The 24,186-nt window shown below is 65.6% G+C and carries 23 protein-coding genes; 11 read left to right on the top strand and 12 right to left on the bottom strand.

Annotated features, from left to right (window positions below; translation table 11 throughout):
- Positions 1–239 precede the first annotated feature (239 nt).
- Complete coding sequence (gene aztD / locus LJ362_RS13615; protein ID WP_264799588.1) at positions 240–1,499, bottom strand: zinc metallochaperone AztD; 1,260 nt, start codon at positions 1,497–1,499, stop codon at positions 240–242.
- A 203-nt stretch (positions 1,500–1,702) separates the two neighbouring features.
- Between aztD and LJ362_RS13620 the strand changes: the two genes are divergently transcribed.
- Positions 1,703–2,056 carry a nuclear transport factor 2 family protein gene (locus tag LJ362_RS13620; RefSeq protein WP_264799589.1) on the top strand — a complete coding sequence of 118 codons (354 nt, stop codon included), beginning with the start codon at positions 1,703–1,705 and terminating at the stop codon, positions 2,054–2,056.
- A gap of 89 nt (positions 2,057–2,145) precedes the next feature.
- Here the strand turns inward: LJ362_RS13620 and LJ362_RS13625 are convergent, their stop codons facing one another.
- Positions 2,146–3,066: a 3-hydroxyacyl-CoA dehydrogenase NAD-binding domain-containing protein gene (locus LJ362_RS13625; protein WP_264799590.1), complete on the bottom strand. Its 921-nt coding sequence runs from the start codon at positions 3,064–3,066 to the stop codon at positions 2,146–2,148.
- Between the two features lie 164 nt (positions 3,067–3,230).
- Here LJ362_RS13625 and LJ362_RS13630 point away from each other — a divergent pair, with 164 nt between their 5' ends.
- Positions 3,231–4,094 (top strand): hypothetical protein, encoded by an 864-nt coding sequence (locus LJ362_RS13630; RefSeq protein ID WP_264799591.1) that lies wholly within the window; start codon positions 3,231–3,233, stop codon positions 4,092–4,094.
- Between the two features lie 109 nt (positions 4,095–4,203).
- Entirely contained in the window at positions 4,204–5,544 is a 1,341-nt protein-coding gene (chrA, locus tag LJ362_RS13635) for a chromate efflux transporter (RefSeq protein ID WP_264799592.1), read from the top strand.
- A 49-nt stretch (positions 5,545–5,593) separates the two neighbouring features.
- Here the strand turns inward: chrA and LJ362_RS13640 are convergent, their stop codons facing one another.
- The 5 genes from LJ362_RS13640 to LJ362_RS13660 form a co-directional block, all read right to left on the bottom strand.
- The gene (locus tag LJ362_RS13640; RefSeq protein WP_264799593.1) at positions 5,594–7,225 is read right to left on the bottom strand and encodes a long-chain-fatty-acid--CoA ligase; all 1,632 of its coding nucleotides are present in this window, start codon (positions 7,223–7,225) and stop codon (positions 5,594–5,596) included.
- 185 nt (positions 7,226–7,410) lie between these two features.
- Positions 7,411–8,172 (bottom strand): enoyl-CoA hydratase-related protein, encoded by a 762-nt coding sequence (locus LJ362_RS13645; RefSeq protein ID WP_264799594.1) that lies wholly within the window; start codon positions 8,170–8,172, stop codon positions 7,411–7,413.
- 257 nt (positions 8,173–8,429) lie between these two features.
- Positions 8,430–8,636 (bottom strand): hypothetical protein, encoded by a 207-nt coding sequence (locus tag LJ362_RS13650; protein WP_264799595.1) that lies wholly within the window; start codon positions 8,634–8,636, stop codon positions 8,430–8,432.
- Positions 8,636–9,880, bottom strand: a complete 1,245-nt coding sequence (locus LJ362_RS13655; RefSeq protein ID WP_264799596.1) for a trans-sulfuration enzyme family protein — start codon at positions 9,878–9,880, stop codon at positions 8,636–8,638. The genes LJ362_RS13650 and LJ362_RS13655 overlap by 1 nt, the downstream gene beginning before the upstream one ends.
- Positions 9,881–10,014: 134 nt before the next feature.
- Positions 10,015–10,932 carry a LysR family transcriptional regulator gene (locus LJ362_RS13660; RefSeq protein ID WP_264799597.1) on the bottom strand — a complete coding sequence of 306 codons (918 nt, stop codon included), beginning with the start codon at positions 10,930–10,932 and terminating at the stop codon, positions 10,015–10,017.
- A gap of 86 nt (positions 10,933–11,018) precedes the next feature.
- Between LJ362_RS13660 and LJ362_RS13665 the strand changes: the two genes are divergently transcribed.
- The gene (locus tag LJ362_RS13665) at positions 11,019–12,155 is read left to right on the top strand and encodes a YeiH family protein (RefSeq protein ID WP_264799598.1); all 1,137 of its coding nucleotides are present in this window, start codon (positions 11,019–11,021) and stop codon (positions 12,153–12,155) included.
- Positions 12,156–12,372: 217 nt separating this feature from the next.
- On the top strand, positions 12,373–13,746 hold the full coding sequence (locus LJ362_RS13670; RefSeq protein WP_264799599.1) for an SLC13 family permease: 1,374 nt from the start codon (positions 12,373–12,375) through the stop codon (positions 13,744–13,746).
- A gap of 165 nt (positions 13,747–13,911) precedes the next feature.
- Here LJ362_RS13670 and LJ362_RS13675 read toward each other — a convergent pair whose 3' ends face one another.
- Positions 13,912–14,499, bottom strand: coding sequence for a GNAT family N-acetyltransferase (locus LJ362_RS13675; RefSeq protein ID WP_264799600.1), 588 nt, complete (start codon positions 14,497–14,499; stop codon positions 13,912–13,914).
- 165 nt (positions 14,500–14,664) lie between these two features.
- Here LJ362_RS13675 and LJ362_RS13680 point away from each other — a divergent pair, with 165 nt between their 5' ends.
- Complete coding sequence (locus LJ362_RS13680) at positions 14,665–14,991, top strand: GNAT family N-acetyltransferase (protein ID WP_264799601.1); 327 nt, start codon at positions 14,665–14,667, stop codon at positions 14,989–14,991.
- Between the two features lie 173 nt (positions 14,992–15,164).
- Here the strand turns inward: LJ362_RS13680 and shiA are convergent, their stop codons facing one another.
- Positions 15,165–16,490: a shikimate transporter gene (gene shiA / locus LJ362_RS13685; protein ID WP_264799602.1), complete on the bottom strand. Its 1,326-nt coding sequence runs from the start codon at positions 16,488–16,490 to the stop codon at positions 15,165–15,167.
- Positions 16,491–16,775: 285 nt separating this feature from the next.
- Between shiA and LJ362_RS13690 the strand changes: the two genes are divergently transcribed.
- Positions 16,776–17,255: a putative immunity protein gene (locus tag LJ362_RS13690; RefSeq protein WP_264799603.1), complete on the top strand. Its 480-nt coding sequence runs from the start codon at positions 16,776–16,778 to the stop codon at positions 17,253–17,255.
- Positions 17,256–17,448: 193 nt separating this feature from the next.
- Here LJ362_RS13690 and LJ362_RS13695 read toward each other — a convergent pair whose 3' ends face one another.
- The 3 genes from LJ362_RS13695 to galU form a co-directional block, all read right to left on the bottom strand.
- Complete coding sequence (locus LJ362_RS13695; RefSeq protein WP_264799604.1) at positions 17,449–19,548, bottom strand: hypothetical protein; 2,100 nt, start codon at positions 19,546–19,548, stop codon at positions 17,449–17,451.
- A gap of 116 nt (positions 19,549–19,664) precedes the next feature.
- The gene (locus tag LJ362_RS13700) at positions 19,665–20,261 is read right to left on the bottom strand and encodes a GNAT family N-acetyltransferase (RefSeq protein ID WP_264801850.1); all 597 of its coding nucleotides are present in this window, start codon (positions 20,259–20,261) and stop codon (positions 19,665–19,667) included.
- Positions 20,262–20,344: 83 nt separating this feature from the next.
- Positions 20,345–21,247 (bottom strand): UTP--glucose-1-phosphate uridylyltransferase GalU, encoded by a 903-nt coding sequence (gene galU, locus LJ362_RS13705; RefSeq protein ID WP_264799605.1) that lies wholly within the window; start codon positions 21,245–21,247, stop codon positions 20,345–20,347.
- Between the two features lie 45 nt (positions 21,248–21,292).
- Between galU and LJ362_RS13710 the strand changes: the two genes are divergently transcribed.
- The 4 genes from LJ362_RS13710 to mscL all read left to right on the top strand — a co-directional run bounded on the left by LJ362_RS13710 (position 21,293) and on the right by mscL (position 24,023).
- A complete protein-coding gene (locus tag LJ362_RS13710; RefSeq protein WP_264799606.1) occupies positions 21,293–22,036 on the top strand; it encodes a 5-formyltetrahydrofolate cyclo-ligase in 744 nt (247 codons plus the stop codon).
- Positions 22,037–22,159: 123 nt separating this feature from the next.
- Complete coding sequence (locus LJ362_RS13715) at positions 22,160–22,477, top strand: FmdB family zinc ribbon protein (RefSeq protein WP_264801852.1); 318 nt, start codon at positions 22,160–22,162, stop codon at positions 22,475–22,477.
- 205 nt (positions 22,478–22,682) lie between these two features.
- Positions 22,683–23,312 (top strand): SAF domain-containing protein, encoded by a 630-nt coding sequence (locus LJ362_RS13720; RefSeq protein ID WP_264799607.1) that lies wholly within the window; start codon positions 22,683–22,685, stop codon positions 23,310–23,312.
- Positions 23,313–23,561: 249 nt separating this feature from the next.
- Complete coding sequence (gene mscL / locus LJ362_RS13725; protein ID WP_264799608.1) at positions 23,562–24,023, top strand: large conductance mechanosensitive channel protein MscL; 462 nt, start codon at positions 23,562–23,564, stop codon at positions 24,021–24,023.
- Positions 24,024–24,186: the final 163 nt, after the last annotated feature.

Consider the following 24,186-nt stretch of genomic DNA (forward strand, 5'->3'; position numbering starts at 1 on the left):
GGCGATCACCGATGGTGTGATCGCAGGTCCATCCCCCACGGTATGGCCGAACGCCGGCGTCGGCAACGGGGGGCTCATTTCCTGGGCGGATTCCCAGCCATCACCGAGGCGGCCGACCCGACCGACGGAACATCCTCATCCGCCGGTCGGGTGCGACCCGCACCTGTTCCTTGGAGGCCCAGCCCCCATTGATGGAACCCCGGCTCTCAGCGCTGGAGATCCGGGCACAGCCCGGCGCCTTAGCCGGCGACGCCGGTGAGTTCGTTCGGAGCGTGCGGCAGCGTGGTTTCGGCCATCACTTCACCGGATTCGAGGTCGACGATGTGGATCTTCTTCTTGTCCGGTTCGCTGACATAGGCGACCTCGTCCTGGACGAAGAGCGTCGGCCGGGCCTCCTGCCATTCGACGGGCTCTTCCCATTCGTCGATGACCGGGTATTCCTCCGTCACCGAGGCGGTCTTGGGGTCGATGATCTTCAGCTTCCCATCCGTAGTGAGCACGACGCCCTCCCCTTCCGGACCGCGTCCCAGCGAGCGGAAGCTGTAGGAGGCGCCGAGGTCGACCAGTGAGAGCTCGTTCGTCTTCGTGTCAGTCACGCTCACGCGCTCGGGGCGTTCGAGTTCGACATCCTTCTCGACCTTGTAATCGCCGAGGATGTACTGCGAGTCCTCGTGTCCGGACTGGTTGCCGATGCGGCCGAAGGAATCCGGTGCATCGATCTTCTCGAACGTCCCGTCCTTGAACAGCAGGATCCCGTCTTCGCAGCCGAGAGCGATGACGTCGTCCTTCGCGGCTGCTTCCCCGTGGACGCCGGGGCAGTCCTCGCTGCGCGCGGTCTCTTTGCCCGCCTTGTCGACGACCTTCGCTCCCACGCGCTCATCCTCGGTGCCGATCGTGTGCAGCATCGATTCATCGGCGAGCTTCACGGCGACTCCGTGGTGGGGTTCATCGGCTTCAGCGACCTGGGGCTTCGGGTCTCCGTCAGCGAAGTCTTCTGTGTCGAAGGTCTGGATCTTGCCGTCACCGTCACCGAAGAGCACGGTGGACTCCCCGTGGTGGACGACGTGACCGGGCAGTTCGGTGTCGAAGACGGTGTCCGTCAGCTCCGGATCGGCGGCGTAGCTGTGAGTGTGGTCGCCATGTGGCTGAGTCCAGACTCCGGCGTCGAAGAGGCGGAAGCCATCGGCCACGGAGACCACGAGGTGGCGGCCGTCACCGACGGGATTGAGCCGGTTGAAGCCCTCGATCTTCGTATCGGCGATGACGTCAAGGGTCGTGGCGTCGAGGGTGACGATGCCGCCGTCGTAGGTGGTCACGATCCGCGGCTGCGCGGCGGCGAGCTCCTGGGCGTGCCCTTTCGCATCGGTGTCGTCGGCGGCAGCGGACTTCTCATCCTTTCCGACCGCGTCATAGTCCGTGGCCTCGTCGGCCGCCTGGCAGCCGGTGAGCAGCAGCGCCGAGGCGACCACCGCCGATCCGAGCATGTGTCGTTTCATCATTCGCACTCTCTAGTTAGTGAGATTCATTATCATTAGCAGGTCGATACTAACCCGATGCAAGTTGAGAATGCGAAATAGATGACGCGAATGCGAAATCAGATGACGACGATCAGGCGTCGAGCGCAGGTGAGGTCGGCCCGCAGCGTCGGTGGGATGCGAGGGTGAGCCCTGGCTGTGTTGTGAGTCACTGCTACGGTATTGGCATGCCCAGTGTGAATGAACTTGTGAAGCGCTACTACACTACCGTCGATGCCGGAGATGCGGACGCCACTTCGGCGCTGTTCGCCGCCGACGCCAGCTATGATCGCCCCGGATATCCGACGATGGTCGGCCAGCAGATCACTGATTTCTACCATGGCGAGCGCGTCATCGAATCCGGTGCGCATTCGCTGCAGGAGATCCTCATCGACGGTGACCGTGCCTCGAGCCGCGGAGTCTTCAACGGTCGGCTCAAAGACGGCACGGAGACCTCCGTGGGCTTCGCCGACTTCTTCCTCTTCGACAGCGAGGGCCTCATCGCCGAACGCACCACGTACTTCTACCAGGCAGCAGTCTGAGCCGCTGCCTCCTCGAAGATAGGTCACTATCGGACACTTCTGAGCCCGGGAGATATCCGATAGTGACCTTTATTTGGGACGAAGGCGCCTCAGCGCCCCTGACCGCGGGCCTCGAGCACCGCCTTCTGGATCCGATCGCGGGCGGCCGCTGCCTGTGGAGTCGGGGTCGGGCCATAAGCTTCTTCGACCTGTTCGAAGACGTCTTCCATGCCTGCGGGATCGAGATCGACCGGCAGGTCCTCGATGGCGGCGAAGGCCGGACCGATATGGTCCATGAACCCGCGGATCCCGGCCTCACCCCCACCGAAGTGCATGCCTTCGAACTGGCCGATGGCCGCCCACCGCAGGCCCAGAGAATTCTTCATCACCGTGTCGAGCTGGTCGACCGTGACGATTCCGTTCTGGACGAGTGAGATCGCTTCTTTCATCAGTGCGTTCTGCAGCCGGTTGCCGACGAATCCGCGGATCTCGCGCCCCAGCACCACCGGTTCGCGCCCGCAGCTGCGATAGAACTCGACCGTGGCCTCCACTGTCTGCCCCGATGTCTGCGGTGAGGGCACAACCTCGACTAGCGGCATAAGGTGGGGCGGGTTGAACGGGTGGCCGACGATGACACGGGCAGCCGCCTCCGGCTCCAACGCGGTCGCGATCAACGAGGCCGGGATCGTCGACGACGAGGTGGCGAACACGGCTTCGGTCGGAGCCGCCTCGGCGAACTGGGCGAACAGCTTCGGCTTCGCTTCCGCGTCTTCGGGACCGGATTCCTGGACGAAGACGACGCCGTCCACTGCGGCCTCGACGGTGTCGGCGACCTCGACGGCGCCGACCTGCGAGCCCAGCTCGTTCCGGGCGGACGCATCAGCGGTGACGTCGGCCTGCAAGCCGGCGACCACCTCGGCGAGGTCGGAACGCGGGTCGAAGACCCGCACCGTGTACCCGCTGCGGGCGAAGAGGAAGGCGAACGATCGGCCAATGGTTCCGGCGCCGATGACGGCGACTGTTGAGCTCATGCGACCAGGTTATACCCGCCCCACCTGCTCGAGCAGCGGAGTTCACTGGGGCGTGCCAGGACATTCACCCAAGCGCGCAGCGGCAGACATCGGCCCGCTCGCCATAGTCGAATCGTTGCCGTGCGCTTCCCGCCCGGGCCACGACCTGGTGGCACAATGTCATCATGAGCGCGAACCCAGAGCTGAGAACTGTCGACTCGGAGATCATTGCCCTGGCGGAGGACGAATACGCCGCCGCGGCAGAGACCGCCCGCATCGAAGTCCGCGAGATCCACACCGCCGACGAGGCGGCCCAGGCCTCGCTGCTGCTCGACGAAGTCTGGAACGTCGACGAGACCGGCACGAATGTGTTCGAACCCAGTCTCATCATCGCCTTCGCCCACGCCGGCAACTATGTCTCCGCTGCGTACAGCGTCGACGAGCCCGACGAGATGATCGGTGTGACCATCGGCTTCTTCGGTCAGCCTTTGGGTTCGGTCATGCATTCGCACATCGCCGGAGTCCGCCATCAAATCATCGGCCGCGGTGCCGGCTCCGCGATGAAGCTGCACCAGCGTCTGTGGTGCCTCAACCTCGGCATCACCGAGATGACCTGGACTTTCGACCCGCTCATCGCGCGCAACGCGTACTTCAACTTCCAGCGCCTGGGCGTCAACATGGTCGAATACCTCGAGGACTTCTACGGGCAGATGCGCGATGGAGTGAACTCCGGTCAGGCCAGTGACCGGATGATGGTGTCGTGGCCGCTCGACCGTCCGGCAAGATCATCGGCCGTCGACCCGGGTTCGGCATTCCCCTGCCTGCGTGCCGATGACGATGGGGAACCGCTGCTCAGCGAAGTGCCGAAGGAAACCGAGGTCGTCTCCCTCGACTTCCCCTCCGATATCGAAGACCTGCGCGGCCAGGATGCCGAGCTCGCCAGCCGCTGGCGGATGGCCCTGCGCGACTCGCTCACCGGGCTCGTCGGCGATGGGTGGGTCGTCGACACCTGCCTCAAGGGCGGCACATACCTCCTCCACCACCCTTGAGGATTCAGCACTGAGCGTTCGGCCCTGAGCGAGCCTCTGCTGCCCCGTTCACCTCTGCGTCACCTGCGGCGTGTTCACTGAGGTGTTCACCTGACGATGCGGAGGATCGATGATCAGTGATGCGGCGGCCCCTCTCAAGCCCCGTCGGACACCTTTGGCCGAGGTCACCGGTGCCTTCCTGCGGCTGGGTCTGACGTCGTTCGGCGGCCCCGTCGCCCACCTCGGGTATTTCCGCAATGCCTTCGTCGATCAGCGGAAATGGCTCGATGACCGCGAATACGCCGACCTCGTGGCCTTGTGCCAGATGCTGCCCGGACCGGCCTCGAGCCAGGTCGGAATGGGGCTCGGCATGCGGCGTGCCGGCCTGCCTGGGCTCTTTGCCGCGTGGGTGACGTTCACCCTGCCGTCGGCGATTGTGCTCACTCTCTTCGCGCTGGGTCTCTCTGCCATCGGCAGCGTCGGAGACGCCGGATGGCTGCTCGGACTGAAGGCCGCCGCGGTCGCTGTCGTCGCCGGTGCGGTGAAGTCGATGGCGCAGTCGCTCACCCCCGACCCGACGCGAGCGAGCATCGCCGGTCTCGCGCTCATCCTCCTGCTCATCGTTCCTGGTTCGCTCGTTCCCACCGCGGTGGTGCAGGTGGCGGCGATCGTCCTCGGCGCGGTCGCCGGGCTTCTGTGGCTGCGCCCCAAACCCTCCCCCGCCGGGCAGGCCGCCGCCGAAGTCTCGACCGCGCAGTCCGAGCCCGCTCCTACAGAGCCCAGCGCCGATGCCGCCCATACCGGGTCGAGCGCTCCGGCGGCCGTTCCCTCCACCGCGACCGCCAAGCTGGGCTCGCGCGCTTCGCGCCGACTCGGCGTGAGCGCGCTCATCGCCTTCATCGTCCTGCTTCTCGGTCTGCCGACGCTGGCCGCGGCGACCGGGGATGCGACCATTCGCCTCATCGATATCTTCTATCGGGCAGGGGCCCTGGTCTTCGGCGGCGGTCATGTCGTTCTGCCCCTGCTCGAGGCCGAACTCGTCCCCACAGGGCTCGTCGACCATGACACGTTCCTCGCCGGCTACGGAGCCGCTCAGGCAGTGCCCGGTCCGCTGTTCACCTTCGCGGCGTTCCTCGGAGCGTCGATGACGACGGGACCGACCGGCATCCTCGGTGCCGGCATCGCACTGCTCGCGATCTTCCTGCCGGCGGGCCTTCTCGTGGTGGGCATTCTGCCGTTCTGGGAACGGCTGCGGGCCTGGGAACCGGCGACGGCGGCACTGACCGGAGTCAATGCCGCCGTTGTGGGGCTGCTGGGGGCCGCGCTCTACGATCCAGTGTTCGCCGAGGGGATCACCTCACCGGCGACCTTGGCGCTGGCGGTCGCCGCCTTCATCGCCGGGACCATTTGGGAGGTCCCGGCGTGGGCGACGGTGATCGGCGCCGGGGTGCTCGGCTGGCTGCTGCTGTGATCGGTCGGGCCCGAGGGTCGACCGATCGTTGCTCGGGTCAGCCTTGCGATCAGGACTGTTCCCAGTCCTTGCGCAGCAGCTTCTTGTCGAGTTTGCCCACCGAGGTGCGCGGCATCTCGTCGACAACCTTGACCTCATCGGGCATCTGCCACTTGGCGAAACGAGAACTCAGCGTTTCGACGATCGACTCGCGGGTCACCTCGGCGCCGGGATTGGCCACGACGTAGGCGATCGGGCGCTCATCCCATTTCTCGTCGGGGACGCCGATGACGGCGGCCTCGCTGACGTCGGGGTTGTCGAGGATCGCGTTCTCCATGTCGATCGACGAGATCCACTCGCCTCCGGACTTGATGACGTCCTTGAGACGGTCGGTGATCTTCAGGTAGCCGTACTGGTCGATGGTGCCGACATCGCCCGAACGCCACCATCCGTCGAGGAAGCGATCGGCGTTGTCGGGCAGCTGGTAGTAGGACTCGGTGATCCACGGTCCGCGCATGAGCAGCTCGCCCATGGACTTTCCGTCGCGTGGCAGCTCATTGCCCTCGGGGTCGACGGTCTTCATTTCGACACCGATGATCGGCAGGCCCTGCGAGCGCTTGAGGTCCCACTTCTCTTCCTCGTCGAGGTCGAGACCGGGACGGATCTTCCAGTTCGTCGACGCCAGCGGGGTGGTTTCGGTAGCACCGTAGCCGTGGATGACGTCGGCCCCGGTGACTTCCTTGAACCCGCGCATCATCGACAGCGGCGGCTCGGACGATCCGGACACCAGACGGACACCGCTGAGGTCCGGGGCCTGCGGCATCTTCTTCATCATCTGCAGCATCGGCCCGAAGATGGCGGGGGCGCCGTTGGCCAGGGTGACCTTCTCCTCGACGAATGCCTGGGCGATGGCGCCGAACTCCTCGGCGGCGAACTTGCCCGGCAGGACGAGTTTGGCACCGGCGGCCACCGCGTTCTGCGGGAATCCCCACGACAGCACATGGAACATCGGCGTGATGGGCATGACGCAGTCGTCGAAGCCCGCGTGGAGTGCTGCCAGACCGCCCATGGTGTGCAGGTAGATCGAGCGGTGCGAGTAGTACACGCCCTTGGGCCGGCCGGTGGTGCCGGTGGTGTATCCGGCGTAGGCGGCGGTCTTCTCGTCGACGACCGGCCAGTCGAAGGTCTCGGGCTTGTCGGCGATGAGATCTTCGTAGGAGACGACGTTGTTCAGGCTCGTCTCGATCTCGGCGATCGGTTTGTCGGTCATGACGACCCAGCCCTTGACGTCGAGCTTCGGGGCCAGCGATTCGGCGACGGGCAGCAGCGATTCGTCGACGAAGATCCAGTCCGACTTCGAGTGGCTGACGACGTAGGCGAGGTCCTCGGGAGCCAGACGCAGGTTGAGCTGGAGCATGGTCGCGGCCACACCGGGGACGCCGAAGTAGAGCTCGAGGTGGCGGCGGGAGTTCCAGTCGAGGACTCCGACCGTGGAGCCGGCGCCGACGCCGAGGTCGGCGAGGCCCTGGGCGAGCTGCGCCATGCGCTTGAATTCGTCGGCGTAGTTCGACCGGCCCCAGGAGCCGTCCGAACGGCGGTAGACGACCTCGACATCACCGAAGACGGTGGCTGCGTGGCGGATGAGGCTGGTGGTGTTGAGCTGGTAGCTGTCGCCCAGGGTGGACGGAATTCCTGTCAGCATGAGACTCCTTCGTTCGTGCTCCGGTCCCGTCGCGACGTTGTGGCTGCGACGGGAGAAGTATCGTGATCGCCGGTTTCGTGGTGGGCGGTCGTCACCATCACATCAGCTGTGGAGGCGGCGCGGATGAAGATGCACTGATTCGTGGTCAAACAGTTATCAACCGGTCCGACTGCGCCGCTCTTCGCTCATTCCCCGGTGAAGCCGGGTGCCCGCTTGCCGAGGAAGGCTGCGACTCCCTCAGCGAAGTCCTTGCTCGTGCGCAGAGCATCCTGTCCTTCGACCTCACGGTCGAAAGTCGCGTCGATCTCGGCCAGGCTGGCTCGATTGATCGCCCGCTTCGAGGCGGCCAGGGCCCGGGTGGGCCCCTGTGCGAAGGCGGCGGCGACTTCGCCGGCACGGTCCAGATGGTTTCCGGCCGGAACGACTTCACTGGCCAGTCCCCAGTCGAGAGCATCGGCGGCCTGCAGCTTCTCACCCGTCAGCGCCAGACGCAGGGCCCGGTGGCGTCCCGCCGAAGCCGCGACCAGAGCGGTCGACCCTCCGTCGGGCATGAGGCCGATCTTCGTGAAGGGCAGCATGAGGTAGGACGTCTCGCTCATCACCAGGTAGTCACACGCCAAGGCAAGGGAGCATCCGATGCCGGCCGCCGGTCCGGACACCGCTGCGATCGTGGGGATGGGCAGGTCGAGGATCTTGCCGATGATCCTGTTCGCGCCGGCAAGGTCGATGTTCTCGCTCGAGGCCGCCTCGCCACGCAGGTCGGCACCGGAGCTGAAGGCGCGTTCGCTGCCGGTGAGGATGACGGCACGGGTATGTGCGGCCGCCTCGGCGAAGGCTGCGCCGATGGCTTGGAACGTCTCCTCGTTGAGCGCATTGAGGCTTTCCGGGCGGTTGATGGTGACGGTCGTGACATCGCCGCTGACTTCGGTGAGAACGCTGGTGGACAATGCGACTCCTTCGTACGAATCCGATGATCCGGGTAGCTTTCGGGGCTTCTGCTTCCGCCGGCTGTCGGTGCCGGAGGAAGCATCTACAGTCACTTTAACGTACGTTAAGTTGATCTGCGTCACATGTCCGAGCGGAGTCGGCGTTGCCCGTATCCTGTGGGTGGATCCGCCCCGAAATCTACTGAGTTATCGAGGCGGATCCACCCACAGGAGACACGTTCCGAAGTGAGGCCTGGGCCGGAGAGAGCCTCCCCGTCTCAGGCCAATCTCGCGCCGAGCTGGGCGGCGGTGAGTCCCCGGTCGGCGAAGACCAGTCGGACGAGGATCGCTTCGGCCTCTTCCTCATCGGTCAGGCGTCCGCTGGGCAGGTGCGTCCAGACCCGCGGGTCGGAGACGATGGAGAAGAACTGGTCGAGATCGTCCACGCTGGGACGGTCGAGCACACAGTCGGGCGTCTGCCTCATCAGGCCAGGGCCGCCTCGAGGTCGGCCCACAGGTCGTCGAGGTTCTCGATGCCGACGCTCAACCGGATGAGTCCCTCGGGCACGGTCGCCGGTTCCGACGGGTGTCGGCGGCGACGTTCGATGAGGGATTCCACCCCGCCCAGGGAGGTCGCCGGCGTCCACAGTCGGACCGCCTCGGCGATGGCGGTGGCCTTCTCCGCGGATTCGGCGGTGAAGGAGATGATGGCGCCGAATCCGTTCATCTGCGCGGCCGCGCGGGCGTGGCCGGGGTCGTCCGGCAGGCCCGGGTAGCGGGTTTCGACGACGGCCGGGTGGGCAGCGAGGCGCTCGGCGATGACCTGGGCGTTGGCCTGCGCGCGGTCGAGGCGCACGGCCAGGGTGCGCAGTCCGCGCAGAGCCAGCCAGACCTCGAAGGGACCGGCGATTCCGCCGCGCATAGATCGTTCCGTGTGCAGCTCTTCGCGCAGTCCGATGCTGCTGGTCACGACCGCGCCGAGAACGACATCGGAGTGCCCGGCGAGGTATTTCGTCACCGAGTGCACGACGATATCGGCGCCCAGGTCGAGCGGGGTCTGCAGCAGCGGGGTGGCGAAGGTGTTGTCGACGGAGACGAGGAATCCGCGGTCCTTGGCAGCCGCGGTCAGCGCGGGAACGTCGGCGACCTCGAGCATCGGGTTCGTCGGCGATTCGATCCACAGCATCCCAGGCGCCGTCGCCGAGGCGGTCCTTCCGTCAGCGTCCCCCGCCGAGGCGGCCGCCCCCTCCGCTGGGACCCGGCCCGCCGTCGACTGCCCCGCTTCATCGAGGGCGGCGATGACCGCCTCGGTGTCGGCGATGTCGACGGTGACGAGGTCGAAGTTCTGCCGCCCGGCGATCTGTTCGGCTGAGGCGAGCGCTCCCTGGTAGCTGTGGGTGGGGATGATCAGGGTGCCTCCGGCGGGCACGAGGCTGATCACGGCCGAAATCGCCGCCAAGCCGGAGCCGAAGACCAGCCCGGGCAGGCTCGCATGCTCGAGCTGACCGAGCGCCTCTTCGAAGGGCGTCCATGCAGGAGTGTCGAAGCGGGCATAGGCAAAGGGCGAATTCGAGATGTCGCCCGCGCTCACGAAGGTCGACGACAGATCGATCGGCGGGTTCACCGAGGCGCCGTCGACGCGCTGAGGTCGTCCGGTCTCGACGACGATGGTGTCCGGACCGAACTCAGGATGACGGGCGGGTGAGGAGGCTGGCTCAGGCTGTGTCATGACCCCAATATATGCCTCACCGCGTCACACGGAATCGACAGCGATATTTCGGACACGTTTTCCGCAATTCTGAAGGGTTCGCCCGGTGTCCGCGGCTTCGGCCGGCGCGCAGATTACGGCCCGCTCGGGCTCCGTCACTCGAGGTTGTCGACCATGTGCTCAAGCAGCAGACGTGCCCCGGGTGACTGTCGCCGGGTCCGCGCCCATACGGCGTGGAGTTCACGGGTGAGGTCGACGTCGTCGGCCACCGGCAACGGCACCAGACGTCCCGCCCGGAAGTCATCACGCAGAGCGAGTTCGGACAGAACGGCCGGAGCCACGGATGTGGCGGCGGCGATGCGCAGGGCGGAGTTCGATCCGTACTCCCCCGCCACGCGCACTCCCCCCGCTCCGACCAGTGCCGCGTCGATGACCTCCCTCGTGCCCGACCCGATCTCACGCACCAGCAGCGGCACCTGCGCCAGCTCCTCGGCGGCGATCGGCTTCGTCCAGGCGTGGGCGAAGTCCGGGGCACAGGCGATCATGAGTCGGTCACGGCCGACCACCTCGGCGTTGAGGTCCTGCGGCAGGGACACGGATTCGATGAGCCCGAGGTCGCTGGTCTGCCGGCGCACCCGGTCGATGACGGTCGCGGAGTTCTCCACCGACAGACCGATGTCGATTGTCGGGTGCGCGGCGCGGAAGGTCGTGAGGTGATGGGGCATGAGGTACTCGGCGACCGTCAGCGAAGCGCTGACCTTGACGGTTCCGGCGCGGGCGTCCTGGATCGCGCGGGCCCCGGCGTAGAGCGTGTCGTAGGCTTCGATGACCTTCGACGCCCATTCGGCGACGGCGCGGCCCTCAACGGTGAGTTCGGTACCCCGCGGCGAGCGCCGCAGCAGCGGGACCTTGAGATCGCGTTCGAGGTTGCGCAGACTGCGTGAGGCATTCGGCTGGGCGAGATCGAGTTTCGCCGCGGCCTGGCCGATCGACCTGGCGTTGCCGCTGAGGGCCACCAGCAGCCCCAGAGCCTGGAGCTCGGGCCAGTTCTTCATATTCCCGAGATCGTGCATATGCTCATCATGACATATCAGATCCATATGGGTTGCGAAGAAATCACCGTCTACTGCAACCGAGCAGGCGTTGACAGACTGAAGTCATGAACCGCTTTGTCTCCCTCTTACCCGGACTCGCCGTCGCCGCTGTGGCCACGGCCGTCGCGTGGCCGATCTCCATGCTCGCCCCCGTACTCTCACCGCTGCTCGTGGCGATCGTGCTCGGCATCCTTCTGGGCAATCTCGTGCCCAACCTGCCCGAGGCGTTCATGCCCGGACTCAACTTCGCCGCGAAGCCGCTGCTGCGCCTGGGCATCGTCGCTCTCGGCGCGCAGGTGGTGCTCGGCGACATCCTCGACCTCGGGTGGCTCGTTCTCGTGCTTGCCGCCGTCATCGTCGCCGCCGGCATCCTCTCGGCCCTGGCCCTGGCGGGACCGCTCAAGGTCGACCGTCCCCTGGCCGTGCTCATCGGCAGCGGATTCGGCATCTGCGGTGCCGCCGCCGTCGCCGGAGTCGAGTCGACCCTGAAGTCGAAGAAGGAGGATGTGGCCGCCGCGATCGGCCTCGTCGTCCTCTTCGGCACCCTGATGATCGCAATCGTGCCCGGACTCTCGACCGCCCTGGGCCTGTCCCCGGAGACCGCAGGAATGTGGGGAGGTGCCGCCACCCATGAGGTCGCCCAGGTCGTGGCGATCGGCGGAATCATCGGCCCTGCGGCCCTCGAGATCGCCGTCCTCGTCAAACTCGCCCGTGTCATCATGCTCGCGCCCACCGTCGCAGTGTTCAGCTACGCAGTGCGCCGCAGCGAGGACAAGGCACTGACGAACACCGACACCGAGGCGGCCGCCGGTTCCGCCGAGACCTCCGCAGCCGCGGGGTCGGGCGGAGAGAACAACGCGTCGGATGCATCGGCCGCGGGGGCGGTATCGGCCGGTGGGTCGGTGTCGACTGCGACGAAGCAGACTCCGGCGCACGGCAAGCGTCCGCCGATCGTTCCGCTCTTCGTCGTCGGCTTCCTCGTCATGGCGGCTCTGCGCACCTTCGGCCTGCTGCCGGAGTTTGCGGTCACCGGACTCAACTGGATTCAGACCGTGTGCCTGGCGATGGCGATGTTCGCCCTCGGCCGCGGAGTGCAGTGGCGGTCGCTGAAGAACCTCGGTGCCCGACCGATCGCCCTGGCCGCCCTGGTCACGATCATCGTCGCCCTCATCGCCTTAGGCGGAGCCCTCCTCCTCACCTAACCCTCCCCAATTACTACCTGACGGCGGCCCAGCAACCTCGCGCGAGGTTGCTGGGCCGCCGTCAGGTAGTTCTGAGGTCGACTCGGGAGGATTTTCCGACTATCGGGACTTTCCGACGGATCGGACACGCCTCAGCTGTACCCGCCGGTAACACTGGTAGTCTCTCAGCGAATCAGCCAGCGATGCTCAGTGTCGCTTCAGCCTTCGCAAGGACATCATGCTCACTCAGATCATTGCTCTGCTCATATTCGTCGCCCTCTTCGCCATCGGCGCTGTCCGCGGTGTGCAGATCGGCGTGCTCATGCTCGTCGGCGCGGCCGGAACCGGGCTCATCTTCACCGATATGGCCGTCGACGACATCATCGCCGAGTTCCCCCTGGACATCATGATCCTGCTGGCCGGGGTCACCTATTTCTTCGCGATCGCACAAGAGAACGGGACCGTCGACAAGATCATCGACTGGGCCCTCGAACGCGTCGGATCCTCGGCGGTGCTGCTGCCCGCGGTGTTCTTCGTCATCACGGGCTGCATTGCGGCCATGGGCGCACCGTTGGCGGGCCTCGTCATGATGCCGGTGGGCATGCAGGTCGCCCGCAAGTACGGCGTCGACTACGCGCTCATGGGACTGGCGATCTGCTTCGCCATCGGCGCCGGCGGCTTCGCCCCGACCAGCCTCTACGGAATCGTCACGTACTCGACCGCCCATGATGCCGGAATCGACCTCTCCCCATTCCTGCTCTTCGGCATCGCCGTGGCCGTCTACCTCGTCATGCTCGTCGTCGCCTACTTCATGTACGGTCGGTCGCTGCTCTCGAAGACGACTGTGGCGGCCGCCGAACATGCTTCAGCCGGAAGTGCCCAGTCGAAGATCTCCCGCGGCTCCGCCTCGGCGTCGAGTGTCGCCTTCGGTGAGGACGATGAGGACGAAGCCCTCTTCGACTCCTCCACCACCGACGAGGCGGGGGAATCCAAGCCGTTCACCTTCGTCCAGATCCTCACCGTAATCTTCATGATCGGGCTCATCGTCACCGTGGTCGTGCTCGCGGCCCTCGGTCAGGAACCGGACATCGGCCTGCTGTGCTTCATGTTCGGAGCGATCCTCGCACTCGTCGATCCGAAGACGGGCAAGGCCGCGATCCCGAAGATCGACTGGCCGACCGTGCTGCTCGTCGGCGGCATCATCACCTTCGTCGGCGTGCTGCAGAACATGGGAGCCGTCGACCTGCTCGGTGAGGGTGCCGAGTCGATCGGTTCGCCGCTCATCGCTGCTTTCGTCCTCTGCATCGTCGGCGGCCTGGTCTCGGCCTTCGCGTCGACGACGGGCATCCTCGCTGCGCTCGTGCCGCTGGCTCTGCCTCTCATCGCAGCGGGCGGGGTGCCCGGTTGGGCACTCATCGCGGCTCTGGGCGTGTGCTCGGCGGTCGTCGACGTCTCACCGTTCTCGACGCTGGGTGCCACGGTCGTCGCAACCGCCCCTGTCGAGGACAAGCCGCGCCTGACCCGCATCCTCGTGAAGTTCGGCATGTCGATGGTCGTCATCGGGCCGGTCGCCCTCGTCGGCGGCCTGGTTGTGCCCGCCATGATGTTCTGAGGCCGGTCTCTCGGGCCTGGCTCTCGGCCCTGTGTCCCAGCCCGGGGCCCAGGGCATCCAAGAATAGGTCAGCATCGGACACTTTTCTCCAACAGGAGTGTCCGATGCTGACCTATATTGCGACTGCAGCCCGTTTTCCGCCTGCAGCCTCGATTCGGCCGCCCCTCAGCTCAAGGGTTTGGCCAGGAGCACGAATTCGAGGTCGTTGACCTTCGGCAGACCGAAACGTTCGTCGCCGTAGGGGAAGGGCTCGATTTCGCCGGTGCGCACGTAGCCGCGGCGCTCGTAGTAGGCGATGAGTTCGTCACGCTTGTTGATCACGCTCATCCGCATCGACGTTGCGCCCCAATGTTCGGCCACCCACGACTCGGCGAGGCTGATGAGCAAGGACCCCACTCCTTTGCCCTGTCCTAGCGGAGAGACGGCGAGCACCCCGAGGTAGGAGGCTCCGTCTTCGGGTTTGCGCACATAGACGCTGGCCACGGCGCTCCCTTGTCCATCGCGGGCGAGCAGGATCTGGGAGTCCGCCTCGGCGAGCATGTCCTCAGCCATGGGACCGTCGAGCCGTTGTCCCCCGAGGAGGTCCGCCTCGGTGGTCCATCCCTGTTTCGATCCCTCGCCGCGGTAGGCCGAGGACACGAGCTCGACGTAGTCGGGGATGTCGGCGGACGTCAGTTCGGTGACCTCGAATCCGGCTGCGCGCAGCTTCTGGCGGTGCGCGTCGACCAGGGGCGCCGAGGGGTGTGCGGTCATAGGTGGGACTCCTTCAAGATCTTCCGTGCGGCTGCGTCTGACCAGGCTAGTCGCTTCCTCAGGAACAGAACTATAGTGTCAATTGTCAGGACAGCGACGATCGTCGATCGATCGCCGACGACCATCGCGCAGTGCCGCCGGCACGGACATTCGGGAGGAATGACCATGGACATCGACATCTCGGGAGAGACCTTCACCATCGCCGAGGATGCTGCGGCCAAACGCTTCACCGTCTCTCACGCGGGCAAGGTCATCGGTCTCGTCGATTACATCGACCGTGAAACGAGCGCCGATGACACCGCCGACGGTCCGGTGCGCATCTTCACCCACACCGAGGTGTCGCCCGAGTGGGGCGGTCGCGGATTGGCGGCCAAGCTGGTGCGCTATGCACTGGAGACCAGCGCCGAGGCGGGGCTGAAGTTCCGGACCACGTGCTCCTATGTGCAGAATTTCCTGGCCAAGAACGACGAGTTCGACAAGTTCGTCGCCTGAGCGTCCGGCCCATGAGCAGTGTGCGCTCCCGGCGATGAGGTCGCGCGGCCGCGATGACCGAGTGGCCGCCGCACCCCACACCGTTCCTGCCACAACCACCTCGGCCTTACCAATTGCTCTCGGCCTGACGTAACACACCGGGGCAACAGTGCCGTCAGTCAGCACCGAGGCGATCAGGCACCGGCGGTGCGGCGTCCCTTCTTCGCGAGGTAGGCGGCGACGGAGATCGACACCAGACAGCCCGCAGCGAGGTAAGCACCGACAAGGTACCAGCTGCCGTCGCCGACTCCGACGAGGTAGGTGGCGATGAACGGAGTGAAGCCGCCTGCCAGCGCGCTGGCCAGCTGGTAGCCGACGCCCGCTCCGCTGTAACGGAATTCGGGGCTGAACATTTCGGCGAACAGCGGCTGCTGGACGCTGACGACCGCGTCGTGGGCGATATTGACCAGCAGCACGGCGAAGATCACGATGGCAATCGTGCTTCCCGATTCCAGAGCGAAGAAGAACGGGATCGCGCTGAGCAGTCCGACGACTCCGCCGGTGAGGTAGACGCGCAGACGTCCGTACCGATCAGAAAGGTAGGCGAACGCAGGAATCGTGACGATTCCCAGTCCGCCGACGAGCAGCGTGATGTTGAGCATGAACTGCCTGTCGAAACCGAGTTCGTCCGTCGCATACGACAGCGCGAAGGTGGTGACGATGTACATAGTCAGAAGCTCGATGAACCGCAGTCCGACGATTTGCGCGATCTGTGCGGGGAATCGCTTGAAGGCCTCGAGGATCGGCAGCTTGGCAACCTTGTCCTCGTCCGCGTTCTTCACTCGCTCCACATACTCTTCGGATTCGGCGACACCGGAACGGATCCACAGCCCGACCAGGACGAGGCCGGCGCTGGCGAGGAACGGGATCCGCCACCCCCAAGCCAGGAAGCCTTCGGAGGTCAGTCCGCCGCTGAGGATGGCGACGAGTCCGGTCGCCAGCAGCAGTCCGACCGAGTAGCCGACTTGAACCCCGCTGGAGTAGAAGGCGCGCAGCTTCGGCGGTGCGCTTTCGACGGCCATGAGCGCGGCGCCTCCCCATTCTCCGCCGACCGCCACGCCCTGGATGCAGCGCAGCAGAACGAGCAGTGCCGGTGCCAGCCAGCCGATCGTCTGGTAGGTCGGCAGACAGCCGATGAGGGCGGTGGCCACGCCCATGATCGTCATCGTCCAGATGAGCATGGATTTGCGCCCGAGGCGGTCGCCGAAGTGGCCGAAGATGATTCCGCCGAGCGGGCGGAAGATGAATCCGACGCCGAAGGTCGCGAACGCCGCGAGCGTGCCCGCCCGGTCACTGTAACCGGGGAAGAAGAGCTCGCCGAAGACCAGAGCTGCGACGATCCCGTAGAGCAGGAAGTCATACCATTCGACGACGGCGCCGATGAACGACCCGGCCGCCGCACGGCGTGCACGCCGTGCCACGTCAGGTTCAGCTCTCACCTGGTCTTCGATATCGGCCATCGGATTCTCCCCTGAACTCGTCTTCGGCCTCCTGTTGGCCGCCCTCGCGTGATCGACGCTGAGCAATCTAGCACGGCCGATGACAGCTGGGCGGCCCGAGTCCACCAGGGAAAACGCACGTCGCCGGTCAGTCTCCGTCCACGGTTGCCGATGCGCTCAAGTCAGGCACCGACCGGAGGGGCGACTACAATCGGCAACTGTGAACGCCTGCTCGCTTCGTCGCTCGCGACCGCTGTCGATTCTCGGTCGGCTCCTGTGATCCTGCCGGAGGTCCGTGATCCCCGGATGATCACGATTCGCCGAGGCGGCTCCCTCACCGATGTCGACCACCACCTTCTCGCGCTGTGGGCCACCGACTGCGCCGAACACGCCCTGGCCTTCTTCGAATTCGCCTGCCCCGAGGATGAACGACCTCGCGACGCCATTGCCGCCGCCCGAGCGTGGGCCGCCGGTGAGATGTCGATGATGGAGGCTCGCGCCCTCGGCGGTCATGCCATGGGTGCGGCACGACCTCTGCATGGGCCTGCCCGGTTCGCCGCTTATGCGGCGGGGCAAGCGGCCTGTGTCGGACACGTCGCCGAGCACAACCTCGGGGCGGCGGCCTACGCGATCAAAGCGGCCCGAGGGGCATCAGGGAAGGACCTTGCCGCCGGTCGTGCCGAACGCGACTGGCAGCACGACCAACTGCCGAATGAAGTCCGCGAACTCGTGCTGGAAGATCAGGCACGCCGCGATTCGATCTGCTGGTCGGTTTTCAGCGCCTGATTGCTGGCGGCACCCTCCACGACAGACAGCGGGCTTTCAAACGGGTGCTAACCGTGGTGAACTTGGCTGTCAGCGACAAACCCTCGTGGACACCGTAACCCCGGCGCGCAGAAGCCCCGCACGGGTTGTACGGGGCTTCTGCGTCGGCATCGCGAAATCCTCTTGCGGACCTCGCTTCAGTGGCTTCAGGGCTTCACGCGCGCCGGCGAGCGAGAACGTCGTTGACGGCGCCGAGGTCGGCGGCCTTCGTCGTCCGGATCGCCTTGCGCCCGTGGCCGAGCGGTCCGTCCTCGCGGGCGGAGTCGCTGAGTTCCGGACGGTAGCCGAGCTCTTCGGCGAACCGAGCCGCGATGTCTTCACGACTGCGGGCCTCGGTTTCATACGAGCTGGCATCGGCCGCCGATGCCGAGGGCACCGGATGCTCGGCTTCGGGTGCATCGACGTAGCTGGGTACCGGCAGCGGGGTCGGCGACCAGCCGTCACGCGATTTCAGTCGCTGCATGAACGGGTCATCGACCGTGCGAGCCGCCGCATCAAGTGCAGCGTGCACATCCGCATCCGCTTCCTTTCGACCGGCCGCAGCTGAGACAGTGTCGGTCTCAGCGAGGAGGTCGGCTCCGAGCGAGACCGGGGTCTTGGTGGATTCGGTCCGGGCCTTCTCTGCAGACGTCGCCGAGGCGGCGTCGGCATCGTTCTCGCGGTCGACCGTGGTATCCGTCGAGGCGGACGCGGAGTCGGCGACCACCTCGGCGGAAGTCGCGTCACCGTCTGCGGTGGCGTTCTCCTTCACGACCGGGATCGGTCCGGTGAGGAGGACCTGGCGCGTGGTGTGGCCCTCGGCGGCTTCCTTGCGGATGCGCACGAGCGGGATCTCTCCGGTGTCGGCCTCTTCGCGGGACTTCTTCGCCGCGGCGGAGCGGTTCATCGCAGCGCGAGCCTGCGCGGCCTTCGCCGCCGCGCTTGTGCCCTGGGCGGCCGCGGCGATCCGGGCAGCGGTTCCGCTCGAGGTCGATGCCGGGGCCGTGCGAGGCTGCTGTTTGACCGGAACGGTCTGCGACTTCGCGGACTTCGCGCCCGTGCGAGCTGGCTGCGATCCAGCTACGGGCTGAGCATCAGTCGTCCTGGCTGTGGCAGTCTGTCGTGCCGTGGCAGTCGACGGTTCGGCCGACTTCGGCTCGGCGGCACGCTCGACCTTGGCGGCGTGCTCCGGAGCAGTGTCACGCTTCGGCTGGCCCGCTGACCGTGACCGTGCGGTCTCCTGCAGACGTCGCAGCTTCTTCTTCGTCTCCCGCTTGCGCAGATTGAGCGTGCGCACGAGGAAGAGAGTGACTACCGCGAGCCCGAGGAAGACACCGGCCAAGGCGATGTGCACGACCGAGAAGGCCGCGAGCACACTCGACACAAGGATGCCGAGAACCGAGGCGAGGAAGACCAGGGAGAAGCCCCTGACCATGGTGTTCAGCGACTTCAGTGACTCCCGCAGGGTCGTGGCTTGCTCGGTCATCGCATGTTCCTCATCGGTTCCGATGGTCGGATTGGAAATCTGTCGGTTCTGTCCATCTGTGCCGGCCATCCCCTCGCCGAGGTGGCCGCCGCGTCCCGTCCGGGACTGGCCTTCACGTGGTCCGCCGCGTTGAGGGGCTGGACCGGCGCCGCCCGAAACCGTCCGGCTCGTCGACGCCTTATGGCCGGCGCCGGTCGGATGCGGCGGATGGGCCTGCGGCGAACGACTCTGTCTGTCCGACTGCCCGACGGAGCGGCCGCCGTCGTTGAAGACTGCATGGACCGCGGGTTGGAGCAGTCGCACATTGTCAGCGGCAGCGCCTGCACGAACGCCTGTGTCAGTGCCGACGCCTACGCTGGAACCGACGACGCGACCGACGGCCGCATGGTCGGCGGACAGGGAGGCGTAGGTTTCACCGACTGCAACTGGAAGGACGTTGAGCTGGGCGTGCTCGGCGGCCTCGGTGATGGTGTGTGCTTCGGCGTGACCGTCGATGACGGCGAATTCGGGAGTGGAGGCCGAGAGACTCAGCTTCGGGGCCTCGACTTCCTGTGAGACGTCCGGGGTCGGCACCGACGGCACCTTCCGGGGTTTGTCGTGGAAGACCTGGATGCGCTCCGAATGGTCGTGCCCGGGGATGGCTGTCTCGGCGGAGACGACGGCCGCATTGTCCGGAACCGTGTCGATTTCGACGCGCGAGAGATCCGTCGCGGACTTCCGAATCATTGCGGGCACAGCAACGGCGAAGACCACGACGATGGCGATGACGACGATGATGCTGGTGTCCACAATGCCACCCTAAGTTGCAGGCATCAGGGAAGTCGTGAAGACGAGAGGTGTGTCGATCAAACTGGGGCGAAGTTCACCGAATTCCCAGGTGGCGGCTGGACGTTCCCGATTCGCGCCTACCACCCGCCGGTGCCGTGCCGGTATGCGGCCAGCAGACCCTGCGGGACCTCCTCGGCGAGGAGGGCGAAGGTGCGGTGGTCGCACCACTGCCCATCGATGTGCATGTACTTCTCGCGCACACCCTCATCGCGTAGGCCCAACTTCTCGACCACGCGCAGGCTCGCGGTGTTCTCCGGGCGGATGTTGATCTCGATGCGGTGGAGTCCGAGGGCGAAGAAGCAGTGGTCGGCGGCCATCGCCACGGCGACCGGGGTGATACCGCGCCCGGCCACGCGCGAGTCGATCCAGTAACCGATCTGCCCGGACAGGATCGAACCCCAGCTCAGTCCCGATACGGTGATCTGTCCGCGGAAGTTCCGGTCGACCTCGATGGCGAACGGCACGGTCTGCCCGCGTTTGGCCTGTTTGTCCTGCATCCGCACCATCGTGCGGAACCCCGGCAGCTCTTGGCCCGGCGCGGGCAGGGTCGCGTCCCACGGGCGCAGCCAGTCGCGGTTGAATCGGCGGACCTCTCGCCAGGCCTCTTCGTCGCGGCGGCGCAGCGGTCGCAGCACGATATCGGACTGTCGATCAGTCAGGATGACAGGCCACACGCGGCTGCCCTCGCTCTCGGGATCAAGGTCGGTCTGCCCGGATGGGCTGAACCAGGACGGTCGGCTCGGAGCCGTGTCGGCGCTCAGTCCAGAGTCGGCACGAATTCGCGCAGCCACGCTTTGAGATCGTCGCCGAGGTCCTCCCGGTCGCATGCGATCTGCACAACGGCCTTGAGATAGTCGAGCTTGTCTCCCGTGTCGTAGCGAGCGCCCTTGAACACGACTCCGTAGACGCCGTGGCCCTCGTCGTCTCCGGCGAGCTCCTGCAGGGCATCGGTGAGCTGGATCTCGTTGCCGCGTCCCGGCTTCGTCGTCTCGAGGACATCGAAGATCTCCGGCGCCAGCACGTAGCGGCCGATGATGGCGAGATTCGACGGAGCATCCTCGGTGGCGGGCTTCTCGACGAGGTCGGTGACCCTGACGACCTCGTCGTCAGCAGTGGACTCGACGGCGGCACAGCCGTAGAGGTGGATCGCCTCGGGCGGAACCTCCATGAGGGCGACGACACTGCCGCCGGTCTTCTCCGCGACCTCGATCATCTTCGGCAGGATCGGGCTGCGCTCATCGATGAGGTCATCACCGAGCAGGACCGCGAACGGCTCATTGCCCACATGCTGACGCCCCTTGAGCACGGCATGGCCGAGTCCCTTGGGGTCGCCCTGGCGCACATAGTGGATATCAGCGAGTTCCGAGGGATGGCGCACCGCGGCGAGCTTCTTGTCGTCGCCCTTCTGCGCGAGCGCTGCCTCGAGCCCGTCAACCCGGTCGAAATGATCCTCCAGCGGCCGCTTGTTCCGACCGGTGATCATGAGAACGTCCTGCAGACCGGCATCGACGGCTTCCTCGATGACGTACTGGATCGCCGGCTTGTCGACGACCGGGAGCATCTCTTTGGGGGTGGCTTTCGTGGCGGGGAGGAACCGAGTTCCGAGACCGGCGACGGGGATCACGGCCTTGCGAACGGTGCGCTGCGCTTCATCACTCATGAAGTCATCTTAACGAATCCGCCCACCCCAGTTAGTCTGAAATGCGTGGACCCACAAACTTCGAAGGCGCAGCTGCGGTCCTGCATCCGCGCCGCTCGCGCAGACCGCTCCCTCACCGAGGCAGCTCCGGGTACGCCAGGGGCCGCGGGGACTGTGGCGGCCGCCGCGTGGGACCTCATCCGAGAAACACCGGTTCGTTCCCTTCTTGCCTATGCGGCGCTGCCCGGAGAACCGGACCTCGACCCGGCTCTCGATAAGTTTCTCGCCTCCGGCTGCTCCGTCTACCTGCCCGTCGTCACCAAGGTGGGCGCACCCTTGATGTTCGGCCAGGTCACTGAATCGATGGCCACCCTGAGACCGCAGGGCCGATGGGGAATCCGCGAACCGGCCCGGGATGGGGAGCTGCTCACCGCCGCCCAGCTGCTCTCCCCTACGATCGGCCTCGACCTCGTCTTCGTCCCCGCCCTGGGGTTCGGCGCCGATGGTGCTCGACTGGGAAACGGGGGCGGCTTCTACGACAGGACCTTCGGCCCCCACGGGGCGGAGCCTCTCGGCTCGGGCGTTCTCGGATGGGGACGTTTTGGTTCCGAGTCCCCTGGTTCAGAGTCCTCTGGTCCCGAGTCCCGTGGTTCGGAACGGAATGGTTCGGCAGCTCCTGGTTCGGGTCCCCGCGTTGTCGGGGTGTGCTTCGCCGACGAGCTCAACCTCAAGGGTCTCGCCGCAGAAGCCTGGGACCTGCGCATCCCGGAGGCCGTCACCGACGACGGAACTCACGTCTTCACGGCCTGATCGTCGGGAATCAGTACCCACTCGCGCGTGTTGATATGTGGATAACCTTGTGCATATCGCGGACCGGTGCCCCGGGGAGGAACTGAGATGCACTATAATCTTGTCGTCGAAGAAAGGTCTCGAATGCCCGTCTACTCCTACGCCTGCAAGAGCTGTGGTCACGCCTTTGATATTCATCAGGACTTCAGCGATGACTCGCTCACCGTCTGCCCGGAATGCCAGGGCCGCCTGAAGAAGGTCTTCGGTGCCGTGGGTATCAGCTTCAAGGGATCCGGCTTCTACGCCACCGACTCCCGCTCGAGCAAGTCGAGCACCGTCAGCTCCTCGAGTTCAGACTCCTCCACGAAGGAGTCCTCGGGCTCGTCGTCGAAGGAAGCCTCCAGCTCGTTGACTTCGTCATCGAGCAGCTCCTCGACCGCGAGCACCCCAGCCGCCGGTTGAGCAACGCCGGTCGCCGGCGCACCTTCGCTGCCGCCAGCTGGCAGCCTGCACCTTCAGGGCGATTCACCTCAACCGCCAGCTGACCGGATGCCACGAGGGACCGGCTCTCGTCACTCAGACACCGCTCGCCTGTGGACGGAACGAACTGTCCACAGGCGAGTTCCATACCCTTGCCGCTGGCCGCGCAGCGCCGCAGGCTCGGTGCATGGGCATCTTCCACCGCATCCGGTCCACGTCTTCCGGCCAGTCACGGCTGTCTCGCATTCGGCCTCAGCGCATCCTCGCCGCCGTCTGCCTCGCGTGCGCCTGCGCTCTTGCCGTCTGGTTGCTCACGCCGAGCAGCACAGGAACGGCGATCGTCGTCGCGAAGTCGGACCTGGCACCCGGAACCGAGCTCAAGGCCCAGGACCTCACTCTCACTCAGTTCCCTTCCAACCTCGTCCCCGACAAGGCATTCAGGTCCGTTGAAGAGGTGCAGGGACGGGCCACCTCGGCGGGGTTATCGAAGGGGTCACCCCTGACCTCGTCGATCGTCCTCGATCAGCAGGCGCTGCCGAAGGGCAGTCGCGATCTGCTCATGCCGATCCGTCTGGCCGATGATGCCTCGGCGGCACTGCTCCAACCGGGGCAGAAGATCCGTCTCTTCTCGTCTCTGCCCGACGGCGGGTCGGAAGTCGTCGTCGAGAAAGTGACGATCGCCCGCCTCGTCGACAAACCCGAAGGAATTGCCGCGGAGTCAGGACAACTTGTTTCCGTGATCCTCTCCGCCGATGATGCCGGGCGTGTCGCCGAGTTCGCCGGATTCCCCATCAGCTTTGCGATCCTCCCTCGCTGAACCATGTCATCGCCGGGCTGTCCGCCCCTCTGATCTGCGGTGGTCGGAGACGTCTGTGTTCACCCGACCGACGCTCATCACTGCAAACCGATTACCCGGAGTATCACAACGATTACCCGGAACGTCAATACGATGATCGGACTCGCAGATCATTTCTGCTGACAATGAGTTACCCATGTGTACTATTGAAACGTAATTGAACAATTCACAGCCGCATTGCAGTGAACACACACCGAAAGGGTTTCTCTAATGCTTAAAGGCTTCAGAGACTTCATTCTCCAGGGGAATGTCGTCGAACTCGCAACCGCGGTCATCATCGGCGGTGCCTTCACCGCGATCGTCACTGCGTTCTCCGACAAGATCATCAACCCCCTCATCGCTGCCGTCGGCGGCGCCGAGGGTCCTGCTCTGTCGTTCCAGATCAAGCCGAACGTCCCGGAGACGACCATCGATTTGGGCGCGGTCATCACCGCGGCCATCAACTTCCTCATCGTCGCCGCTATCGTCTACTTCATCATCATCGTGCCGATGAACAAGCTCAACGAGCTGCGTAAGCGCGGAGCGCCCGAGGAAGAGGTTCCTCCGACCACCGAGGATCTGCTCGGCGACATCCGCGAGATCCTGCGCAACCAGACCGCTGCTGCCGCCGGACCTGCTGAGGGTCCGGCCACCGACGGTCCGATCGATCCGAACCAGCTTCCGCGGCACTGATCACCAGCCGATCGCACAGAAGGCCCGCTCTCATCCGAGAGCGGGCCTTCTTCATGTCTGTAACCTATCGGGCTATCTGAGACCGATCGGGCGCTGTTGACCGACCGTAAAGGGCGGGTTCGACGTCCGGACAGATCGAAGCCACTAGACGGAACAGTAGCTA

It is taken from the genome of Brevibacterium sp. JSBI002 (assembly GCF_026013965.1).
GTDB lineage: Bacteria > Actinomycetota > Actinomycetes > Actinomycetales > Brevibacteriaceae > Brevibacterium.